The sequence below is a fragment of the Lachnoanaerobaculum sp. Marseille-Q4761 genome (genome assembly GCF_017565785.1).
Taxonomy (GTDB): Bacteria; Bacillota; Clostridia; order Lachnospirales; family Lachnospiraceae; genus Lachnoanaerobaculum.
Window position 1 is genome coordinate 337,218 of record NZ_JAGEKB010000003.1, and the last position, 20,840, is coordinate 358,057.

22 protein-coding genes are annotated in these 20,840 nt (G+C 35.9%); 3 read left to right on the plus strand and 19 right to left on the minus strand.

All coding sequences use genetic code 11. The features are described 5' to 3' along the window. From J4O15_RS12735 to ruvA, 11 genes are all read right to left on the minus strand, one after another. Positions 1–882 carry a branched-chain amino acid ABC transporter permease gene (locus tag J4O15_RS12735; protein ID WP_208101024.1) on the minus strand — a complete coding sequence of 294 codons (882 nt, stop codon included), beginning with the start codon at positions 880–882 and terminating at the stop codon, positions 1–3. A 120-nt stretch (positions 883–1,002) separates the two neighbouring features. Continuing rightward, positions 1,003–2,202 (minus strand): ABC transporter substrate-binding protein, encoded by a 1,200-nt coding sequence (locus tag J4O15_RS12740; protein ID WP_208101025.1) that lies wholly within the window; start codon positions 2,200–2,202, stop codon positions 1,003–1,005. A 200-nt stretch (positions 2,203–2,402) separates the two neighbouring features. Continuing rightward, positions 2,403–3,800, minus strand: coding sequence for an NADPH-dependent glutamate synthase (gene gltA / locus J4O15_RS12745; protein ID WP_009218994.1), 1,398 nt, complete (start codon positions 3,798–3,800; stop codon positions 2,403–2,405). Continuing rightward, positions 3,800–4,693, minus strand: coding sequence for a sulfide/dihydroorotate dehydrogenase-like FAD/NAD-binding protein (locus J4O15_RS12750; RefSeq protein ID WP_208101026.1), 894 nt, complete (start codon positions 4,691–4,693; stop codon positions 3,800–3,802). The genes gltA and J4O15_RS12750 overlap by 1 nt, the downstream gene beginning before the upstream one ends. 141 nt (positions 4,694–4,834) lie before the next feature. After that, the gene (locus tag J4O15_RS12755; protein ID WP_208101027.1) at positions 4,835–5,860 is read right to left on the minus strand and encodes a sugar kinase; all 1,026 of its coding nucleotides are present in this window, start codon (positions 5,858–5,860) and stop codon (positions 4,835–4,837) included. Between the two features lie 17 nt (positions 5,861–5,877). Then, positions 5,878–6,372, minus strand: a complete 495-nt coding sequence (locus J4O15_RS12760; RefSeq protein WP_009218997.1) for a dihydrofolate reductase — start codon at positions 6,370–6,372, stop codon at positions 5,878–5,880. A 1-nt stretch (position 6,373) separates the two neighbouring features. Further along, positions 6,374–6,997: a hypothetical protein gene (locus J4O15_RS12765; protein WP_208101028.1), complete on the minus strand. Its 624-nt coding sequence runs from the start codon at positions 6,995–6,997 to the stop codon at positions 6,374–6,376. Continuing rightward, complete coding sequence (locus J4O15_RS12770) at positions 6,984–7,430, minus strand: NUDIX hydrolase (RefSeq protein WP_009218999.1); 447 nt, start codon at positions 7,428–7,430, stop codon at positions 6,984–6,986. Before J4O15_RS12770 ends, J4O15_RS12765 begins: the two co-directional genes overlap by 14 nt. 68 nt (positions 7,431–7,498) lie before the next feature. Beyond that, the gene (locus J4O15_RS12775) at positions 7,499–9,748 is read right to left on the minus strand and encodes a U32 family peptidase (protein WP_208101029.1); all 2,250 of its coding nucleotides are present in this window, start codon (positions 9,746–9,748) and stop codon (positions 7,499–7,501) included. 2 nt (positions 9,749–9,750) lie between these two features. Then, complete coding sequence (ruvB, locus tag J4O15_RS12780; protein ID WP_208101030.1) at positions 9,751–10,749, minus strand: Holliday junction branch migration DNA helicase RuvB; 999 nt, start codon at positions 10,747–10,749, stop codon at positions 9,751–9,753. A gap of 17 nt (positions 10,750–10,766) precedes the next feature. Further along, the gene (gene ruvA / locus J4O15_RS12785) at positions 10,767–11,387 is read right to left on the minus strand and encodes a Holliday junction branch migration protein RuvA (RefSeq protein WP_243762065.1); all 621 of its coding nucleotides are present in this window, start codon (positions 11,385–11,387) and stop codon (positions 10,767–10,769) included. Between the two features lie 98 nt (positions 11,388–11,485). Here ruvA and J4O15_RS12790 point away from each other — a divergent pair, with 98 nt between their 5' ends. Beyond that, positions 11,486–12,559, plus strand: coding sequence for a ribonuclease H-like domain-containing protein (locus J4O15_RS12790; protein WP_208101031.1), 1,074 nt, complete (start codon positions 11,486–11,488; stop codon positions 12,557–12,559). Between the two features lie 143 nt (positions 12,560–12,702). Here J4O15_RS12790 and J4O15_RS12795 read toward each other — a convergent pair whose 3' ends face one another. Beyond that, positions 12,703–13,251, minus strand: a complete 549-nt coding sequence (locus tag J4O15_RS12795) for a DUF5662 family protein (protein ID WP_208101032.1) — start codon at positions 13,249–13,251, stop codon at positions 12,703–12,705. 227 nt (positions 13,252–13,478) lie between these two features. Between J4O15_RS12795 and J4O15_RS12800 the strand changes: the two genes are divergently transcribed. Further along, positions 13,479–13,682, plus strand: coding sequence for a cold-shock protein (locus J4O15_RS12800; RefSeq protein ID WP_007592698.1), 204 nt, complete (start codon positions 13,479–13,481; stop codon positions 13,680–13,682). 72 nt (positions 13,683–13,754) lie between these two features. Here the strand turns inward: J4O15_RS12800 and hslO are convergent, their stop codons facing one another. The 3 genes from hslO to J4O15_RS12815 are packed head-to-tail and all read right to left on the minus strand — an operon-like array spanning position 13,755 to position 15,954. Continuing rightward, entirely contained in the window at positions 13,755–14,639 is an 885-nt protein-coding gene (gene hslO, locus J4O15_RS12805; RefSeq protein WP_208101033.1) for an Hsp33 family molecular chaperone HslO, read from the minus strand. Further along, the gene (locus J4O15_RS12810; RefSeq protein WP_208101034.1) at positions 14,640–15,392 is read right to left on the minus strand and encodes a class I SAM-dependent DNA methyltransferase; all 753 of its coding nucleotides are present in this window, start codon (positions 15,390–15,392) and stop codon (positions 14,640–14,642) included. Positions 15,393–15,450: 58 nt separating this feature from the next. After that, on the minus strand, positions 15,451–15,954 hold the full coding sequence (locus J4O15_RS12815; RefSeq protein WP_009219007.1) for an SEC-C metal-binding domain-containing protein: 504 nt from the start codon (positions 15,952–15,954) through the stop codon (positions 15,451–15,453). Between the two features lie 244 nt (positions 15,955–16,198). On the opposite strand from J4O15_RS12815, the gene J4O15_RS12820 reads away from it, so the two are divergent. After that, positions 16,199–16,366, plus strand: coding sequence for a DUF362 domain-containing protein (locus tag J4O15_RS12820; protein ID WP_007592708.1), 168 nt, complete (start codon positions 16,199–16,201; stop codon positions 16,364–16,366). Positions 16,367–16,512: 146 nt separating this feature from the next. On the opposite strand, the gene dnaB is transcribed toward J4O15_RS12820, so the two are convergent. From dnaB to spoVG, 4 genes are all read right to left on the minus strand, one after another. Next, positions 16,513–17,844, minus strand: coding sequence for a replicative DNA helicase (gene dnaB, locus J4O15_RS12825; RefSeq protein ID WP_208101035.1), 1,332 nt, complete (start codon positions 17,842–17,844; stop codon positions 16,513–16,515). Then, entirely contained in the window at positions 17,844–18,290 is a 447-nt protein-coding gene (gene rplI, locus J4O15_RS12830; RefSeq protein WP_208101036.1) for a 50S ribosomal protein L9, read from the minus strand. The genes dnaB and rplI overlap by 1 nt, the downstream gene beginning before the upstream one ends. Then, positions 18,290–20,284 (minus strand): DHH family phosphoesterase, encoded by a 1,995-nt coding sequence (locus J4O15_RS12835; protein WP_208101037.1) that lies wholly within the window; start codon positions 20,282–20,284, stop codon positions 18,290–18,292. The genes rplI and J4O15_RS12835 overlap by 1 nt, the downstream gene beginning before the upstream one ends. A gap of 272 nt (positions 20,285–20,556) precedes the next feature. After that, positions 20,557–20,838, minus strand: coding sequence for a septation regulator SpoVG (spoVG, locus tag J4O15_RS12840; RefSeq protein ID WP_008751752.1), 282 nt, complete (start codon positions 20,836–20,838; stop codon positions 20,557–20,559). Positions 20,839–20,840: the final 2 nt, after the last annotated feature.

Below are 20,840 nucleotides of genomic sequence, written 5' to 3' on the forward strand. Positions count from 1 at the left end.
CTATACCTTTACAATCTTTCTCTTGCCAAGAAGTCCTGAAGGTCTGAATAAAAGTACCACTATCAAAACTCCAAACACGATAGCATCCGCAAGCTCCGTTGAAATATATGCCTTTGATACACTTTCAATAATACCAAGTAGTATACCTCCAAGCATTGCTCCCGGAATACTTCCTATACCTCCAAGAACCGCCGCAACGAATGCCTTTATACCCGGCAATGCACCGAGAGTAGGTCTCATTGACTGATACTGGCTTATATATAAAATTCCGGCTACAGCCGCAAGTGCGGAACCGATGGCAAAGGTCATGGAAATAGTACTGTTTACATTTATTCCCATAAGTTCTGCCGCACCCTTGTCTTCTGAAACAGCCCTCATAGCTGAACCCAGCTTTGTTTTATTAATAAATAATGTAAGTAAAATCATTGCTATAGCGGTAACTGCAAGAGTAACCAAAGTAATACTTGAAATTACAACAGGTCCAAGCTTAATATTTACATTCGGAATCACAGACTGAAAAGGAATCGGTGTCGATCCGAAAAATAATAAAGAACTGCTTTGCAAAAAGAAACTCATACCTATGGCAGTAATCAAAACTGCAAGAGGCGGAGCCTTTCTAAGCGGTTTATATGCGATTTTTTCAATTAAAACTCCCAAAACGGAGCATACAATAACAGTTATTAAAAGTGCTGCAGGAACCGGCAATCCCAATACTGATATACTAAAATAAAGAGCATATGCCCCCACCATTATTATATCTCCATGAGCAAAATTTATCATTTTTGCTATACCGTATACCATTGTGTAACCGATAGCAATCAATGCATAAATGCTTCCTGTCCTCAATCCGTTTATTAACTGTTCAATAAAGTTAATTAACATCTTTTTACCCCTCTTTACCTAAACTACGGAAAACCCCTACCACATGCTAGAAGCTTTCCGAGGTCTATGTCAGAAAAAGAGGATGGGACAATAATCCCGTCCTCTTTAAAATTTCATAGATTAATCAAAAAGCTTGTACTCGCCATTTGTTATAGTAACAAACTTAGGTTCTTTGTTCGGCTCACCGTCGGCATTAAATGAAACCTTACCTGTAATACCGTCAACCTCTATCTCAGTCATTGCCTTGATAAGGTCGGCACTCTCGATGCTGCCTGCCTTCTCCATAGCCGCCTTGATTACATATACCGTATCATAACCGTCAGCTGCGAACTGGTCGGGAGTTGCCTTATATGCAGTATCATACGCCTTTGTGAAATTAGCGGCTGAAGGATCTGTAGCTAAGAAAGGACTTAAGAATACAGCACCTTCAACAGCACTTTTATCTGTAACCTGAGCTAAAACTCCATCCCAACCGTCAGAACCTACAAATGCCGCATCAATACCCTGCTGCTTTGCCTGCTGTACAATATATGCAGCGGCATCATAATATCCCGGTACAAATATAAGCTTTGCACCTGAAGATTTTATCTGTGTCAACTGAGTTGTAAAGTCAACATCATCACTTGTAAATGACTGCTCATTTACAAGTAAATCAGCCTTTCCGTCAGCGGTTAATTCCTCCTTAAATGACTCATATACTCCTGTTGAGTACTCATCCGAGTTATTGTAAAGAACGGCAACACTCTCATATCCCTGTTCTACAACAAAATCGGCAATCATCTTTCCCTGAAGAGGATCTGTAAAGCAAAGTCTGAATACATTAGGATTCTCTGTAATTGCCTTAGCGGAACCTGAAGGTGTAATCTGTAAAATATTGTCCTTTGCTGTTAAATCTGTAAGTGCAAGTGATGAACCGCTGGTTACGGCACCCATAAATGCATTGATTCCGCTGTCCATAAGGTTATTATAAGCATTTACCGCCTTATCTTCTTTAGCTTCATCATCCTGAAAGTTAAGTGCAAGCTTATATGTCTTATCTCCAACTTTTACACCGCCTGCCGCATTTATCTCATCAATAGCTATAGTTGCACCGTTCTTTACAGAATTACCGTAAGAAGCTGCACTTCCTGTAAGCGGTCCTGTTGTACCGATTGTAAAAACATCACCATCAGCTGTTTCAGCCTTTGAGCCTGAATCTGCAGCTGCTGTCTCCGCCTTTGAGCCTGAATCCGCCCCTTTATCTGTACCTGAATTTCCACAGGCACTCAATGCCAATCCGAAAGTCAACGCAAGCGCCGACAATAATACTCTTTTTTTCATAAATCCTCCATAAACTTTAATTTTATAAAACTCATCTCATTATATTTATTTCAAATACCTCTGTCAATAAACACCTGTAAAATATGTATATTGTTTTTTTATATCGCCTATAACATAAAGACATAACAAACCCCTATTACCAATAAAAAATATTGATAATAGGGGTTATAATAAATATTTATATATTTCTCTTAGACTGTTTACTCGGATTTTCCTGAAAGAAATTCATCAATTCCCCTTGCTCCGGCTCTTCCCGCCTCCATTGCAAGGATAACTGTAGCAGCTCCTGTAACCGCATCTCCTCCGGCAAATACTCCCTTTCTTGAAGTTTGTCCGGTCTTTTCATCCGCCTCAATACATTTCCACTTATTTATTACAAGACCGTCTGTAGTTCTTGCGATAAGAGGATTAGGTGAAGTACCAAGTGACATAATAACAGTATCACAGTCAATGATAAACTCACTTCCCTTTACCTCTACAGGTCTTCTTCTTCCGCTGGCATCAGGCTCTCCAAGTTCCATCTTTACAACCTTCATGCCCTTTACCCAACCTTTTTCATCTTCAAGGATTTCTACAGGATTTGTAAGAATATCAAATATGATACCCTCCTGCTTTGCATGGTGAACTTCCTCAACTCTCGCAGGCAGCTCGGCTTCACTTCTTCTGTAAATAACATGAACTTCCGCACCAAGTCTTAAAGCTGTTCTTGCGGCATCCATAGCAACATTTCCGCCACCTACAACGCATACCTTCTTACTCTTTATAATAGGTGTGTGATAGTCATCCCTGAAAGCCTTCATAAGGTTGTTTCTTGTCAGATACTCATTTGCCGAGAACACTCCGTTTGCATTCTCTCCGGGGATACCCATAAACATAGGAAGTCCTGCACCTGAACCGATAAATACCGCATCAAATCCTTCCTCATTCAAAAGTTCATCTATAGTAACAGTTTTTCCGATAATAACATCGGTTTCAATCTTTACACCGAGGTCAATAACATTTTGTATCTCAGGTAAAACAACTTCATCCTTTGGCAATCTGAACTCAGGAATTCCATAAATCAAAACTCCACCCGGCTCATGTAATGCCTCAAATATTGTAACTTCATATCCAAGCTTTGCAAGGTCGCCGGCACAGCTGAGTCCTGCAGGACCTGAGCCTATAACCGCCACTCTCTTACCGTTCTTATTCGGATTTGCCTTTGGCTTAATGCCCATCTTTCTTGCCGTATCGGCTACATATCTTTCAAGCTTACCTATGGAAACAGCCTCACCTCTGTTGCCTCTGATACATACACCTTCACACTGTGTTTCCTGAGGACATACTCTTCCGCATACAGCAGGCAATGAACTTGACTGTGCAATAACATCTGATGCACCTTCAATATTATCCTTTAATATCTCCTGAATAAATGCAGGAATATTTATAGATACGGGACAACCCTTTATACATTTTGCATTTTTACAATTAAAGCATCTGACAGCCTCTGCCATAGCTTCTTCCTTGGTATATCCAAGACATACCTCTTCAAAATTCTTAGCTCTTACTTCAGGCTCCTGCTCAGCAACAGCAACTTTTTTCCACATATCCTGTGCCATTATTTGTCACCTCCACATACTCCACATCCGCCATGATGTGTATCGCCTTCTACAATCTTTAAAAGTTCTCTTCCTTCTTCCGATTTATAGATTTGTAATCTTTGAAGTGCCTCATTAAAATCAATTTCATGTGCATCAAACTCAGGTCCGTCAACACATGCAAACTTAATTTCCTTTCCTACAGAAAGTCTGCAGGCACCGCACATACCTGTACCGTCCACCATAATGGTATTCATACTTGCAATTGTAGGTATGCCGAGTTCTTTTGTGAGGAGTGCCACAAATTTCATCATAATCATCGGACCTATAACTACGCAGTGATCATACTTCTTTCCTTCGTTTTCAACGAGATCTTTTACCTTGTCCGTTACGAGTCCCTTAAAGCCGTAAGAACCGTCATCTGTACATACATATAAATTATCTGATACCGATTTAAGTTCATCTTCAAGAATTACAAAGTCTTTGCTCTTTGCACCTTGAACCACATCAGCCTTTATACCTCTTTCATGGAGCCACTTAACCTGTGGATAAACCGGAGCTGTTCCAAGTCCACCGGCCACAAAAAGGAGCTTTTTCTTCTTTAATTCCTCTATGTCCTCTGAAATGAGATCACTTGCATTTCCAAGCGGTCCGACAAAGTCCATAAATTCATCTCCTTCATTTAATCCCTCTGTAATCAGCTTGGTTGAGCCGCCAATAACCTGAATAACTATAGTAACTGTACCCGCTTCACGGTCATAATCACAGATAGTTAAAGGAATTCTTTCTCCCTGCTTATCCTGTTTTACTATAACAAATTCTCCGGGAAGACATTTCGCTGCCACCCTTTTAGCCAAAACATCAAATAAATAGATGTTTTCAGCCAGCTTTCTTTTCTTTACAATAGGAAACATATTGCTTATCCCTCCAAAATTAGATAAAATCTCATCCTTAATATTAACATAAAAAAACAAAAAAACCAACCTAAATAAAAGCAATATATAAGAACAGTTCGTTATTTTTTTAGCTATTTTAACACTAAATGTTATGTTTTGCTACCTGTTCATTTCAGACTTATAACCCTCAGTCATATTATGGTCTGCTATAATAGCATCTATATCATGCAGATTTGATGACGGAACATCTCCCGGTATTGTGTTTTTTACCGCCGAATATGCATTTCCATAGGTAAGAGCTTTTTCGCAGTCAAGTCTGTAATGTAAAAGTCCGTAAAGTGTTCCGGCAATATATGCATCACCGCTTCCTATTCTGTCCACCACATCAATAGCCTTATAAGGTTCTTCGGTATAATATTTATCCTGATATGCATTGTATATCACCGAGCCGAAATCATGTACCTTTGGTGAATGTACCACCCTTTGAGTAGATGCGACTATTGATATCGGATATTCATCGGTAAAGGATTTCATCATCTCCCTTACATTCCCTTCTTTTCCAAATGTAAGTCTTGCCGTATCCTCGGAGCAAAAGAATATATCCACATATGGCAATATTCTCTCTATCACCTCTCTTGCTTTTTCTCCCGACCATAGATTTGCTCTGAAATTTACATCAAATGATATAATGGAGCCGTTTTCCTTAAACTTTTTTATCATTTCAACAGCTGTTTCTCTTGAGTTTTCACAGAGTGCCAATGTAATGCCCGTGGTATGAAAACAGGTGGTTGATTTATACATACTCTCAGGAAACTCCTTACTGCTTATCGTCTCAAAACAGGTATTTTTTCTATCATATATTACATTGGGCTTTCTTGGATATGCTCCGTTTTCATAAAAATAAATACCGACTCTTGCATCCTTATCCGGATCATAGATTATAAAATCATCACTTATGCCATAGGATCTGACAGTATTTTTTATATATGCGCCCATTTCATGTGCCGGAAGCTTTGTAATAACACCTGTTTTAAGTCCAAGCAGTGAAGCTCCGACCGCTACATTCAGCTCCGCCCCTCCTACCTGTCTGATGAGTGTATCTCCTCTGGTAAGTCTGTCATCCCTGACAGGTGAAAGTCTTAGCAACGCCTGTCCTAAGGTCAACAAATCAAATGTCTTCTCCATTTTTCTACCTCACAATGCTAAATTCTTTTATACAACCTAAATGTGTATGGAATATCAAAATAAGTCTCTTCTTCCGTTTCCAAAACAAGCTTCCAATCCTTATCAATATCCAAATTCACAAAATATCTGTCAGCTTCGTACTCATAATCAATATATGTAACATGTGCAACATCACAATAGGGCAAGAAATCCTTATATATACTTTCTCCCCCTATCACAAAAACATCTTTATCCTCTATATTATTTTCTCTTAGATATTTAATACATGAATCCACACTGTTCAAAACTATGGCACCTTTTACTTTAAAGTTTTCATCCCTTGATAAAACAATATTTGTTCTTTCCGGCAAAACTTGAGCCCCCGGAAGTGCTAATAATGTATTATGTCCCATTATTATCACCTTTCCGATAGTCTCCTCTCTAAAAAGCTTTTTATCTCTGGGGATTGAAACCAAAAGTTTCCCCTTGTTTCCTATACCCCATTTTTTATCCACCGCAACGATTAAATTCATCCTATTCCTCAGCTATAATAATTTCCTTTGCATACGGCAATGTCTTTATCCACTCGCAAAAGCTTCTCCACTCATCAAGCTTATGATTTTTTCTTGATTTATATATATTTACAAGAGTTTCATAGTTCAGTGTACAGGTTCTCATCTGATTATAGCTTGAAGGTAAAAGCTGTATCAGAGCATACCACAATGCTTTATCTTTTTTCTCTATATATTCAAGTCTTATTTTTTCCAATTCATTTACAATATTCTTTAATATATTAAGTCCGTTCTCACTTAGATGATCATGTGAGAAATCATTTATTTCAAAAGGTTTTGAATGAATCTTATGCATTGTGGAAGTGGAGTTGGCAACCGTAGCAACCTTATAAGTATCATATTCCTTCCACCAGTAAAGCGGAGCGGTTATATCCACTGAGAGCATTATCTGTCTTAAAAATTTTCTATGATCGCTTGTCCCTGCATTTCTAAGTCTCTTTGCAAGTGAAAGATCATTCTCTCCCAGAATATATTGACCTTTATCATCATAATAGCTGTCCGCTCTTTCCCATGAATTCATGGGATTTCTCGCTCCTCTCATGGCATTTTCAAAATTCATCACATAACATTTATCAAAATCTATCATCCCATCTCCCTATTCTTTTTAATTCCATATAAATATTATAGCCTCTTTCAAGCATCATCCTCTCATTTGAAAACTTAAGCAGATGAAAGGACTCATGGTATTTATAATAACCCGAATCCACAAAGTACTCCTCTCTTTGCGGTCTTGAAAAATAACTGTTTGTCTTCATAAGGAACCAATGCACCTTCTTATCAATAATATCATTACTTGTATTAAAGGTATAATGGCTGGTTCCTATAAATTGTACTATCCTAGCCTTTGCTCCGGTCTCTTCATAAACCTCTCTTAGTGCAGTCTGTTCAAATGTCTCGCCTATTTCCACAGTTCCTTTAGGCAAAACCCAACCTTCATATTTATTTTTATAATTCTTAAACAAGGTCAATATCTTGCCATGATATATAACTACACCACCGCAGCTGGTTGCTTCTATCATTCAACACCTCCACTTTAGTGATAACTAAAAGAAGTATAAACCAATGCCGCTTCATAGTAAAGAAGATATCACTCTATGCCTCTTTTTAAATGTCCTCTGGTAAAATCCGAAATATTGTCCACATCCAGATTTTTGCAGAAATTATCTATATATTTTTTTATAATAAACTTTGTTTCACGGGCGTTCTCTGTGGTAAACCAAAGCCTTAATATGCCCGGCGAAATCTTTTTGATTTCCTTTTCCATACCTATAATTGAAAGTGGCTTTGAGTTTAATATGGTATTATAACAAAAATCACAATGCGTTTTTACCTGCATATCGCTGTTTTTTCTATCCTTTAATATAAGTATTTCTTTTTTATGGTCACAGCCCTTTGTAGTCTTTTTTAAACATTGTGCAGATACCATCATAGGTATTTTACCATAGGCAATAATCTCATTTCCCGGATTTTTAAGTTGCTTTATTTCATTTAAATTAAGCTCCAAGGGATATGTAAGCCTGTTTATATTAAATTCTTTATTATAAAAATCTATGGTGTTTTTATTATATGCATAGATATTATAGTCAAGTATAATATTTGCATCAGGATTTATTTTTTCATTTATATAAAAAATCTCTTCCAGACTTCTGACCAAAAAATTATCAAACTTATATTGCTTTATGTCCTCCAAATATTTTAAAAAAAATGACTTCGCCTCATTCCTAAAAATATGCGGCATATACAGATTGCAAGCCCTTGCACAGGATTTTATACTTTTAATCTTTGATGCAAATTCTTTTTCACCAAGAAGTTCACTCTCTATACTGATTTCATCAAATACCGTATTTTCTTCCCTTGAAAGTTCAATTACCGCATCTATCTGCTCCATACTTTCACAAAGTATATTGAGCTTAAATACATTATCGTTTTTTCCTGCCATATTTATAACAGGATGTATAAAGCCTTCATATTGCTTTATATCTTCATCATCTCTTCTATACCTTTGTAATATTTCTAAGCCTAATTTTTCCAATGACTCTCTTCTTATCTCATTTAATACTTTTACAGGTATAAATAAATTATCATCCAATAAAATATCCAGATTTTTAAAATTAAATAATGTATTTCCGGTCTTTTTCAGCTGTTTATCCACATCTTCAAGGCTGATTGCTTTATTTATTGCCCTCTGAGGTGCGTCAAAAATCATATTTATTTTTAATTCCTCTTCACCGCTCTTATCTCTTAAATAAAGCTCTCCCAATTTTTTTACACTGATATCAAAGGTAATAGGCTCATTTTCCCTTATTTTTATACTTCCGAAAATATCCAACTTTCTTTGAGTTTCCACAAAGGTCTTATCAAGATATTCAAAGTATTGTGTATTCACCTGTCTGTTTTCAGGCTTTTCATGGATTGCTATCATATCTTTACCATTATGTTTTTTATAATATCCCTCAGTCTGACCACCCCTGTCAAAAAGGTCAAGTAAAAGCTTTCTGTCGGCATTTTCCACTTTGTATCCTGCTCTTTTCTTTTTTTGATAAAGATCCAGATACTTTCTCCATATACTTACAACTCCCGCTGTATATCTTGGAGCTTTCATTCTTCCCTCTATCTTTAAAGAATCAATACCCGCTTCTATCAAATCCGGCAGTATATCCAGACTGCAAAGATCCTTACAGCTTAAAAGATTTCTTTCATCGGATTTATTTAGCTTTTTTTCATCATCATATAAATCATATGGCAATCTACAAGTCTGTGCACATCTGCCTCGGTTTCCGCTTCTGCCTCCAATCATTGAACTCATAAGGCATTGCCCCGAATATGAATAACAAAGTGCCCCATGTACAAAACATTCAATCTCTATATCACTTTTTTTATCTATATCTCGTATTTCCTCAAGGGATATCTCTCTTGCAGGTACTATTCTGCTTGCCCCCTGATTTTTCAAAAAAATTGCGCCGTAGCTTCCTGTTATAGTCATCTGTGTGCTGGCATGTATCGCCAGTTTGGGGAAATGTCTTCTTATAAACTCAAAAACTCCGAGATCCTGCACAATAACCGCATCCACACCTGCATTATAATAGGTTTTTATATAGTCAAAAAGCTCCCCTATTTCATTTTCCTTTAACAAGGTATTTATTGTCATATATACATTTACTCCAAAGGTATGAGCATACTCTATTCCCTTTATAAGTATATCCTCATCCGGATTTTGAGCATATGCTCTGGCAGAAAACTTTTTGCCGCCTATATATATTGCATCCGCTCCGGCATTGACAGCTGCCACCAGACTCTCATAAGAACCGGCAGGTGCCAAAAGCTCTATATTTTTCATTTCTAACCTTTCATTTCAATACCCAGATGAATATATGCATTTTCTGTCGCAACCCTTCCACCCGGTGTTCTGTTTATAAGCCCGTTCATCAAAAGATATGGCTCATATACATCTTCCAATGTGCCTGCATCCTCTCCTATTGCAGCGCTTAAAGTATTAAGCCCCACAGGACCTCCTCCAAATTTTTCTATAATGGTTAAAAGTATAATCCTGTCATTATTGTCAAGTCCTAGCTTATCCACATCCAAAGTATCCAGTGCATAATCTGCGACCTTTTTATCTATTATCCCATTATATTTTACCTGTGCAAAATCTCTTACACGCTTTAAAAGTCTGTTTGCAAGTCTTGGAGTTCCACGACTCCTTCTTGCAATTTCAACAGCTCCGCTATCATCTATTTCAACACCTAAAACTATGGATGACCTTTTTACAATCTCCTTAAGCTCATCAGTATTATAAAACTCAAGTTTTTGTACCACTCCGAATCTATCTCTTAGCGGTGCTGTAAGAAGCCCCGCTCTTGTGGTAGCTCCCACTAAAGTAAACTTCGGTAAATCAAGTCTTATACTCCTTGCTCCGGCATCCTTTCCGATTACAATATCTATGGCAAAATCTTCCATAGCAGGATATAATACCTCCTCCACCTGCCTGTTTAATCTATGTATTTCATCTACAAAAAGCACATCACCCTCATTAAGATTATTCAAAATCGCCGCCATATCTCCTGGTTTTTCAATGGCAGGTCCTGATGTAATCTTTAGATTTGTACCCATTTCATTTGCTATAATATTACAAAGTGTGGTTTTACCAAGTCCCGGAGGTCCGTAAAACAGCACATGGTCAAGACTTTCTCTTCTGAGTTTTGCTGCATCTATATAAATTTTAAGATTATTTCTTATCTTTTCCTGACCGATATACTCATGTAAAAACTGCGGTCTAAGGCTTTTTTCAATTTGTTTGTCCTCTTTAGTTATCTCGGTTGATATTATCCTTTTTTCCATTTTAATATACTCTACCCTTAGAATATCGCCATCTTTTTAAGTGCGATTTTTAATACATCCTCCACCTTATCGGAATCTTTAATATCCATACTCTTAAGTACCTTATATGCCTCACTGCTTGAGTATCCCAAAGATATTAAAGCCTGTGCAGTCTCTGTTTGCACTGTATTATTAACCGTATTGTCAATATCAGACACCACAATACTGCCAAGATCCACTTTCTCCTTCAGATCAAGAATTATTCTTTTGGCAATCTTTTGACCTATTCCCTGCGCCGCACTGATAGCCTTATAATCATCTGAAACTATAGCCATTTTTAAATCAAAACTTCCAAGAGTGGACATAATGCTTAAAGCCGCCTTAGGTCCCACACCGCTTATACCTAAAAGTTTTTTAAACATAAGCAGATCGTCTTTATTTAAAAATCCGTATAATGTATGGGCATCATCCGATATCCTTAAATAAGTATAAATTAAAATCTCATCTGTTTTTGATACACTCTGTATATCTCTGCCACAGGTAAAGACCTCGTATCCCAAACCGCTGCATTCCACTATAATGCTGTCGGTATTTTTTTCAGTTACAATTCCTTTTATATATGCAATCATATCTCTTCCCAATTTTTTAAATCTTTTCAAATATAATCATATCATATACCGCAATTACAAATCAAATAAAATCGAACACACTTTCGTAATTTCTTGATTAAAACATGTTGTGATATTATAATACATCTATGAAAGAAATAACAAAGATTTTTCCAAATAATATAAAATATAATTTATCCAAAATAGGTGATATAAAAAAGCAGCTTTTTTTTGATATTGAAACCACAGGACTCAGTCCTAAAAACTCAAATCTTTATCTGATAGGATGTATAAGTATAGATGGAGATAAGATGATATTTAAACAATGGTTTTCGGAAAGTCTATCGGAAGAAACCGTTATTTTGCAGGCGTTTTATGAATATGCAGCCGGTTTTGATACTTTGATACATTTTAACGGAGACGGTTTTGACCTGCCCTATATAAAAGAATGTGCAAAGCAGTACTATCTTTTTAATCCTTTGGAAAATTATAAAAGCATTGATATTTATAAACAGATAAGATATTTAAAAAAACCGCTTTCCCTCTCTCATATGAATCAAAAATCTCTGGAAGAGTTTTTGGGCTTATACCGCAAAGATTTATATGATGGAGGAACATTAATAAGATTTTATTATGATTATATAGAAAGTAAAGACAAAAGTATTTTGGCCGATTTGCTTTTACATAATGAAGAGGATCTTCTAGGTATGTTAAAAGTGGTGGAAATGCTCTCCTTTATAGATTTTTTTAATTCGGATTTTATTTTATACAAAAGCCGCAGGGATGAACAAAAGCTATATTTAGTCTATAAATCAAGTGAATATATAAATTATGATTTACAGATAGATTCGGAGGTAAATATAGATATTTCAGATAATAAGCTGAATATAAGCATACCCATATTAAAGGATGAATTAAAATACTTTTTTGACAACTATAAGGATTACTATTATCTGACAATTGAGGATTATGCCATACATAAAAGTATAGGTGAGTTTGTGGATAAAGCCGTGAAGAAAAAAGCAACCAAACAAACCGCCTATATTAAGCAAATATCAGAGTTTATCCCTTGCTATGGTGAGGTTCTCATTGGTGAAAATTTTAGAAAAGATTATAAATCCAAGCAAAAATATATAGATTTATCAAAATTAAACTTTGATGATAAAACCTTCTTTAATAGGTATCTAGTCGAAATGCTTAAACAATTTAAACTATTAAAATAATAATTATATTATTCAGAAAACAAGTACAAAAACTATAGAAATAAATCATTATTTTGTAAAACCCTTATAATTTCTGATTATAAGGGTTTTATGTGTAAGAATATAATTTAATTCAAACAATTTGTATAATTTAGAAAGAAAAATCAATATAAATATGGATGTTTTAAAAGCCATCTCATATATGCCAAAGCCTTCTTTTCCCCCTCATCCTTATTGATTAAAAGTATTTTTTCAAGTAATGCACGACTCTCATCATGCAGGTGAATATAGTCCTTTCTTCTGCAATAATAATTCCATGGCACATCGGTAGTATAATTATCTCCCGAATATACTTTTGATGCGGCAATTCTGTCACAACACATCTCAAGCACGTATTTTAAAGGCATTTTCATACCAATAAGGCCGTCTTTTTCATCTATACCATAGTCAATCCAGTATTCAAAATGATGTTTATTTCTTCCTTTATGATGCAACCATGCACTTGAATATCCCTTTTCAAGCTTCTCCGCCGAGTTCGGACTCTTATTTCCCTGGTAATATTTGATACCGATTATAAACTCTTCCGGTGAATATTTGCTTAAATCGTGCAGTATTCCCTGCTTAATTAAGCCTATTTTAAAACAAAGGTCCATCACAAGAACCTTATGTTTATTTATTGTCTTTAAATGATTAAATACACTGTTATTATGCATAATTATCTATCTCCTCCAATAAAATATTTGACAATACATACATTCCGTGATAATATTAAATTGCAGATAAAGATTATCACAAGAATGCTTGACGATGGAAATTACTACTTTCATCAAAACAAAGAAAGACTTACAATTATCCCCCAAAATGGATTTTTGAGCCTGTAATCTTTCAAGCTATTTAACTTTTTTCTGTAGTTACACTTTTTGATTTGGAGGCATTATTTATGAACAGAGGTACAGTTAAGTGGTTTAATAACCAAAAAGGTTACGGTTTCATCTCAGATGAAGGCGGAAGTGATGTGTTCGTACATTTTTCTGATCTAAACATGGAAGGATTTAAGACTCTTGATGAGGGAATCTCCGTTGAATATGATTTGACAGAAGGTGCTAAGGGTCCACAAGCTGTAAATGTTACAGTAGTTAGATAATCGGATATGTTTAAAGAGCTCTTTACAGAGCTCTTTTTTTAACCTTCCATAAGCATCTTTATGGTATTAAAACTATTTTGAAATAGCTTTTTTTAACATATTCTCAAGCTCATTCACATCAAATTCATATGCCTTATTGCAAAAATGACATTTTACCTCTATAGGCTTGCCGTCATCTATCATTTCCTGTAAATCCTTTTGCCCTACACTTATAAGTGCTTTTTCAATCCTTCCCTTATTACAATTACATTTAAAGCAAAGATCCAGACTTTCATTAAACTCTAAATCCATATCACCAAGAATATCCTTTAATATATCATTAGGTGACATGCCCTCACTAAGCATTGTAGTAACCGGACTCAGCGAATTTATCTTTTTCTCAAGTCTGTCTATTATTTCATCAGGGCATCCCGGCATCAATTGGATAATAAAGCCTCCCGAAGCCTTTATAGTATTGTCCTTATTTAAAAGTACACCAAGTCCGACACTTGAAGGCGTCTGCTCACTTGTAGCATAATAATATGTCAAATCCTCCGCTATTTCTCCTGAAAGAAGAGCAATCTGACCTACATACGGCTCCTTCATTCCCGTATCCATTATAACGCTCATAAGTCCTATGCCTATAGCTTCAGCCACATCAAGCTTTCCCTTGGCATTCGGAGGGATAATTACCGTAGGATTAAAGGGATATCCCTTCACTTCTCCATGATTATTTGCAGTAGCAATAACTCCTGCCAAAGGACCGTCTCCCTCTATCTTTAAAGTAAGAAGATCCTTCTCTCCCTTCATCATACTTCCCATCATAGCGGCTGCGGTAAGCATTCTTCCGAGTGCCGCAGTAGCCACAGGCGAAGTATTATGATCATTCTTGGCTTCTTCCACCAAATCCCTTGTACTTGCAGCAAATGCCCTTATATATCCGTTTGCCGCAGTAGCTTTCACCATATAATCCTTCATTTACTTACCCTTCTCCCTTGCTATAAAAAGTATTCTCTCGGTATTTTCTCTCAAATCCCCGTAAGTATCCGCATCCAGATACTTTTCAAGCTGCATATTGCTTGAATTTATTGCAGAAACTATCTCATCAAAGGTATAAGCCCTTTGCACATGTCTTTCTTCAAATCTTTTATATATATCATTCTCAAGCTTTATAAATAAATTCAAATCATATTCATTGATCCTTTTATTATTATCATAGGTATTTTCCCATATAAATGCCGCCTGATCTCTTACCTCCGAAAAGGTATTTTCTCCCAGAATATTTTGATACTTATAAACCGTATTCATATCAAAAATAAACAGACCTCCCGGATCCAGATAATTATTTACCAAAGAAAACACTTCCTCAAGGCCTGATAAATCCTGTATATAATTTAAGCTGTCGCATCCGGATACAATCGCCCTTACGGTGCCATAGAGTTCAAACTCTCTCATATCCTGACACAGATATAATATATCATTGCCTGAAGCATACTTTTTTTCCATGGCAATATCCAGCATATCATAAGAATTATCTATACCGATCATATCATAGCCTATATTTGCAAGCCTCTCGGTTATAGCACCTGTTCCGCAGCCCAGGTCACAAATCAGACCGTCAAAAATATTCTCCTTATGCAAAATATCCCTTATCCGCTCCACCCATTTATCATAGGGCACATTATCCATGAATAAATCATACACCTTAGCAAAGTTTGTATACTGCTCCATCATTTTTCCTTAAAATTTTAGGTGACAGTCAAACCACCACCTAAAACAATACCCTTATTTAGTTCTTCCCGCAGCAGAATTTATATTTTTTCCCGCTTCCGCATGGACATGGATCATTTCTGCCAACCTTCTTTTCTTTTACAACCGTTCCGCTCTTTTTCTGATTCTTATAAAGTTCTTTTCTCTTTTCCTCATCCAAAAGAGCATCCCACTCAGGTAAATTATAAAGCCAGTCAGCCTTAGCCTCTACCATATTATAGTAAAGCTTCTCCAGATCTATATCAAGGCTGATAACAGTATCTTCCTTCATCTCCTCAATAGGATTCGGCTTATTTAATGAATCATTTATTCCGTCAAGGAAACCTGTAATAGTCTGTATATCGGTATCAAATTTTGCCGCCAATTCAGCTACAGTGCATGTAATAACCTCTTTAGGGTTCTTTAATATACTCTCATATATACCCTTTTCAACCAAGAAGTAATTTTTCCAAATTTCTTCTTTTTGTTTATTATCCGTTGCATCACCGTAAGCTTTATTTCTCCAATTTTCCAATAAGGTCATTGTAACTTCCCCTTTTTCTTAAACTTGATTAAGTATTATATACTAAATCAGGTTTAAAAGCAAGATGGCATATTTTGTAAATATTCAGATTTAAATTGATTCATTGTATAAATTGTATAGTCAGTAAGGCTATCCTAACTTGTATTTTATTCAATACATTGAAATTAGCTCTTGTTATTTTACATTAAATAGATTAGAATAGCCTCAAGTAAGAGAAACATATATATTTTAGGAGGAAATTTCAATGGCATATACAATTACAGATAAGTGCGTTAGTTGCGGAACATGTGAAGGCGAGTGTCCTGTAAGTGCAATTTCACAGGGAGATACACAGTTCAATATAGACGCTGATGCTTGCATCGATTGCGGTACATGTGCTTCAGTTTGCCCTACAGATGCTATTATAGCTTAATTATTACTTGCTCAAGTAATAATGCTTATCATAAAGACCTGCTTTGCAGGTCTTTTTTATTAGTATATTTTATATTTACTTATCCGGTTTTAGCAAATGACAAACCCCAAAATTATAGATTCAAAAAAAGGCAAGACAGGTAATCCCTATCTCGCCATATTTACAAACTTGGTAATATCCGGTTTCCAAACGAGGTTTATCGTTCCTATCGCACCGTTTCTTTGTTTTGCAATAATTACCTCCGCCTCATTAGGATGTTCGGTATCCTTATTATAATAGTCATCTCTGTATAAAAACATTACAACATCCGCATCCTGTTCTATTGCTCCGGACTCTCTCAAATCCGAAAGCATAGGTCTGTGATCAGGTCTCGTTTCGCAAGCTCTTGAAAGCTGTGACAATGCAATAACCGGCGCCCTCATCTCTCTTGCCAAAGCCTTTAAGCTTCTTGAAATATCGGAGATTTCCTGCTGTCTGCTTATATTTGCCTTACCGCTGCCTGTCATAAGCTGTAAATAGTCAATTATTATAATATCAAGCCCCTTCTCAAGCTTCATTTTCCTGCATTTGGATCTGAGTTCATTTATGGAAATACCCGGAGTATCATCAATTGCAAGTGTGGATGAACCTACACTTACAGCCCCCTCTATCAAGCTGTTCCAGTCATTATCATTCAAATTGCCGGTTCTTAGCTTTTGTGAGTCCACATTACTTTCCATACTTAAAAGTCTGTTAACAAGCTGTTCCGCACTCATCTCCAAAGAAAAAACCATACATGATATTTTCTTTTTAATCGTGATATTTTGAACTATATTAAGGACAAAAGCAGTCTTACCCATAGAAGGTCTTGCCGCCACCAAAACAAGGTCTGAGGGCTGTAATCCGCTGGTCTTATAATCCAAATCTACAAATCCCGTCGGAATACCTGTGACGGTATCACTGTTTTTGGATGCCGCCTCAATTTTATCAAGTACATTTAATACCACATCATTTATAGGTACAATATCCTTTGTTTCCTTTGTCTGCAAAAGCTTAAAAATCTCATTTTCCGTTTTTGCAAAAAGATCGTCCACATTTTTTTCTCCTACATAGCAATCATTTACTATATCTTCAGAGATTCTTATAAGCTTTCTTATATTGGCTTTATCCTTAACTATTTTTGCATAATTCTTTATATTGGCTGATGTGGGTACGGAATCCATTATACCTCTGAAAAAATCCAAACTTGTTATATCCGGAGGTACCTGTTTTTCAACCAGTTTATTTTGAATCAAAACCAAATCTATCGGCTTGCCCTCATTAAAGAGTTCTACCATACATTCAAATACAGTACCGTATGCCTTGCTGTAAAAGTCATCCTTGTCAAGCACTTCTATTGCACCGGCAACTGCTTCTTTATCAAGCAGCATAGAGCCCAAAACCGCTTTTTCGGCATCTATGCTGTTTGGCATCACTCTCTTAACCAGAGTTTCTTCCATTACTCTTCTCCAACTTTTACCTTTAAACTTGCAGTAACATCCTTATGCAGCTTAACCTTAATCTCATGATTTCCAAAAGTCTTTATAGGTTCTGCAATAACCAGCTTTTTCTTATCTATTTCAAGTCCCAATTGAAGCTTTATAGCTTCCTCAATCTCTTTAGAAGATATTGAACCGAATGTTCTTCCGTCTTTACCGCCCTTTATTGTTAATGCAATGCTTGCATCATTTAACTTTCCTGCAAGCTCTTTTGCCGCATCAAGCTTCTCCTTGGCAATCTTTTCCTGATTTGCTTTTTGAAGCTTTAGAGTATTTAAATTCTCCTGATTTGCCTCAACACCCTTCTTTTTAGGTATTATAAAATTTCTGGCATAACCCTCGCTTACCTCTACAATATCTCCCTTTTTACCCAATGATTTAACATCTTCCAATAAAACTATTTTCATTATATTTCACCTTTCTCAATCATTTCTTTTAAAACAGCTTTTACTCTTACTTTTGCATCCTCAATACTGTTTTCTTTAAGCTGTGCTCCTGCAACGGAACGATGTCCGCCTCCTCCAAGCTTTTCCATAATGGTTTGTACATTTACTTCATCCATGGATCTGGCACTGATAAATATTGTATTATTATATAATGTCAAAACAAAGCTTGCTTTTATTCCCTTTATATTTAAAAGATCATTTGCAGCCTGTGCACATACCAAAGTAGGTGATGCGGTATTCTCCGAATCACATTCGCTGATTGCATAAAAATCTTCAAAAATCTCTGCATTATGTATCGCCTCAGCCTTTGCCAGATAGTCATTTGCATCTTCTCTAAACATCTTTCTGACTCTTGTAACATCCGCTCCGCAGCGCTTTAAAAATGCGGCGGCTTCAAAGGTTCTGACACCTGTTTGCACATTAAAGTTCTGTGTATCTATTACTATTCCGGCATACATGGCATCCGCTTCCAATGTCTTTAGCTTTATATCATCCGATATATACTGCACTATTTCAGATACCATCTCACATGCAGATGATGCAAAAGTCTCCACATAGGATAGGGTTGCATTAGTTATTATTTCAGAACTCTGTCTGTGATGATCAAATACAACTATATTTTTAGCCTTCTTTAATAAAACAGGTCCCTCTGTGATACTAGGTCTGTTTACATCCACCACTACCACCAGCGAATCATTTGTGATACTGTTTAAAACTTTATCCTCGGAAATAAATAAATCCTCGGGATACTCTGATGTTTTGAATTTTTCCACCATCGGCTTTGCTGAAGGATTGACATCGCCAAGTAAAATATGAGCCTTTTTATTTAAAGTGGTTGCAATCCTCCAAACTCCTATTGCGGCACCGAAGGCATCCATATCCAGTATCTTATGCCCCATTATAATAACTTTATCCTTATTTTCAAGCAATTCCCTAAAAGCATGAGCCTTTACCCTTGCCTTTACTCTTGTCTGCTTTTCAACAGTCTGAGCCTTACCTCCGAAATATTTAATATCATTTTCAGTCTTTACAACAGCCTGGTCACCACCTCTTCCAAGTGCCATATCCATAGCCATTCTTGCAAGCTCATAATTTCTCGAGAGATTTTCACATCCGTAGCCTATACCGATACTTAATGTGATTCTCATTTCATTTCCGATATTTACAGTCTTTACATCCTCTAAAATATCAAATCTTACATCTATGGCGGCATCAAGATTTTCCTTTTTTATTACAAAGAAAAATTTATCTTTTTCAAGTTTTTTTACAATACCGTTAAATCCGTTTATATACTGATTTATCTTTCTGTCAATCAATGCCTCCAAAAGAGATCTCCTGACCTCTTCCACACTTTCCATAGCCTCATCATAATTGTCCATATAAATAAGGCCTATAACGGGCTTTAAGCCTTCTTTTCGCTCTTTTAACTCCATCAGATCCGTTTCATCAAAAAGACAGACTGTATATACATATGCCTCTTCAATATATAATCTGGTTATCCTTACTCTGTACTTCCTTCCCTGATATTCACCGTGAAAATCAGCCTTATCTGTAATATCCTCAATATCGCTTACTGAAATACTTCCAAACATTGCATGGATATCTTTTTTGGATTGCCTGTCTCTTTGTACCAGAGCATTAAAAGCCCTGTTTCTCCAAGCTATGATTCCTCTTTTATCCATCAATGCATATGGCAAATCCAAATCCTGAGAAAATATATTCTGTGTACTTTCGCTTGCCATGGCATAATCCACCATGTAATTTGACAAATTCCTTGATAATATAATATTCCATACAATAATATATATTATTCCAAAAAATGCCGTTAAAAAAATTATTGCACCACTTCCCCTACTTGGTGCAACAAATAATATTACAAGCAAAAATACTAAGACTATAAGAGAATACGATATTTTTTTCCGTAATATTGCCTTTGTATTTTTTTTATTTTCCATTAGCATCTCCATTTTTCTAAAAATGATATTTCAACTTATATCTTTTATATGAGCTGAAATATCATTACTTTTTAATATAAAAGTACTTAATGATTATATCAAGAAAAGGATAATCTATCAATGTCGATATTCTATAAAATCATTTATATACAGAAACTTCTGAATACGCAATTTAAATCTATAATTTAAATTTACATTTTGAATTTACACTTAAATAAGGGCTGTTTTCACAGCCCTTAAGTTTCTATAATATAAATTTCACACTCATCAAATTATACATTTACATCCGCTGCGCCTTCAAGCAACATAGCTTCGTATTTGCCTATGACTGTTTCCGAAATAAGTTCTCTGGTCTGAGAGTTTATAGGATGGGCAATATCTCTGTATTCTCCATCTGCCGCCATTCTGCTTGGCATAGCTATAAACAATCCTTTTTCACCTTCAATAACTTTAATATCATGAATAACAAATTCATTATCTAAAGTAATTGAAACAACAGCCTTCATCTTACCTTCTTTATCAATTCTTCTAACTCTGACATCAGTAATCTGCATTA

What these genes read in the sequence shown, in the direction of transcription:
- J4O15_RS12735 (WP_208101024.1), bottom strand. Translation starts at nt 882, where the DNA reads ATGTTAATTAACTTTATTGAACAGTTAATAAACGGATTGAGGACAGGA.
- J4O15_RS12740 (WP_208101025.1), bottom strand. Translation starts at nt 2,202, where the DNA reads ATGAAAAAAAGAGTATTATTGTCGGCGCTTGCGTTGACTTTCGGATTG.
- gltA (WP_009218994.1), bottom strand. Translation starts at nt 3,800, where the DNA reads ATGGCACAGGATATGTGGAAAAAAGTTGCTGTTGCTGAGCAGGAGCCT.
- J4O15_RS12750 (WP_208101026.1), bottom strand. Translation starts at nt 4,693, where the DNA reads ATGTTTCCTATTGTAAAGAAAAGAAAGCTGGCTGAAAACATCTATTTA.
- J4O15_RS12755 (WP_208101027.1), bottom strand. Translation starts at nt 5,860, where the DNA reads ATGGAGAAGACATTTGATTTGTTGACCTTAGGACAGGCGTTGCTAAGA.
- J4O15_RS12760 (WP_009218997.1), bottom strand. Translation starts at nt 6,372, where the DNA reads ATGAATTTAATCGTTGCGGTGGATAAAAAATGGGGTATAGGAAACAAG.
- J4O15_RS12765 (WP_208101028.1), bottom strand. Translation starts at nt 6,997, where the DNA reads ATGATAGATTTTGATAAATGTTATGTGATGAATTTTGAAAATGCCATG.
- J4O15_RS12770 (WP_009218999.1), bottom strand. Translation starts at nt 7,430, where the DNA reads ATGATAGAAGCAACCAGCTGCGGTGGTGTAGTTATATATCATGGCAAG.
- J4O15_RS12775 (WP_208101029.1), bottom strand. Translation starts at nt 9,748, where the DNA reads ATGAAAAATATAGAGCTTTTGGCACCTGCCGGTTCTTATGAGAGTCTG.
- ruvB (WP_208101030.1), bottom strand. Translation starts at nt 10,749, where the DNA reads ATGGAAAAAAGGATAATATCAACCGAGATAACTAAAGAGGACAAACAA.
- J4O15_RS12790 (WP_208101031.1), top strand. Translation starts at nt 11,486, where the DNA reads ATGAAAGAAATAACAAAGATTTTTCCAAATAATATAAAATATAATTTA.
- J4O15_RS12795 (WP_208101032.1), bottom strand. Translation starts at nt 13,251, where the DNA reads ATGCATAATAACAGTGTATTTAATCATTTAAAGACAATAAATAAACAT.
- J4O15_RS12800 (WP_007592698.1), top strand. Translation starts at nt 13,479, where the DNA reads ATGAACAGAGGTACAGTTAAGTGGTTTAATAACCAAAAAGGTTACGGT.
- hslO (WP_208101033.1), bottom strand. Translation starts at nt 14,639, where the DNA reads ATGAAGGATTATATGGTGAAAGCTACTGCGGCAAACGGATATATAAGG.
- J4O15_RS12810 (WP_208101034.1), bottom strand. Translation starts at nt 15,392, where the DNA reads ATGGAGCAGTATACAAACTTTGCTAAGGTGTATGATTTATTCATGGAT.
- J4O15_RS12815 (WP_009219007.1), bottom strand. Translation starts at nt 15,954, where the DNA reads ATGACCTTATTGGAAAATTGGAGAAATAAAGCTTACGGTGATGCAACG.
- J4O15_RS12820 (WP_007592708.1), top strand. Translation starts at nt 16,199, where the DNA reads ATGGCATATACAATTACAGATAAGTGCGTTAGTTGCGGAACATGTGAA.
- dnaB (WP_208101035.1), bottom strand. Translation starts at nt 17,844, where the DNA reads ATGGAAGAAACTCTGGTTAAGAGAGTGATGCCAAACAGCATAGATGCC.
- rplI (WP_208101036.1), bottom strand. Translation starts at nt 18,290, where the DNA reads ATGAAAATAGTTTTATTGGAAGATGTTAAATCATTGGGTAAAAAGGGA.
- J4O15_RS12835 (WP_208101037.1), bottom strand. Translation starts at nt 20,284, where the DNA reads ATGGAAAATAAAAAAAATACAAAGGCAATATTACGGAAAAAAATATCG.
- spoVG (WP_008751752.1), bottom strand. Translation starts at nt 20,838, where the DNA reads ATGCAGATTACTGATGTCAGAGTTAGAAGAATTGATAAAGAAGGTAAG.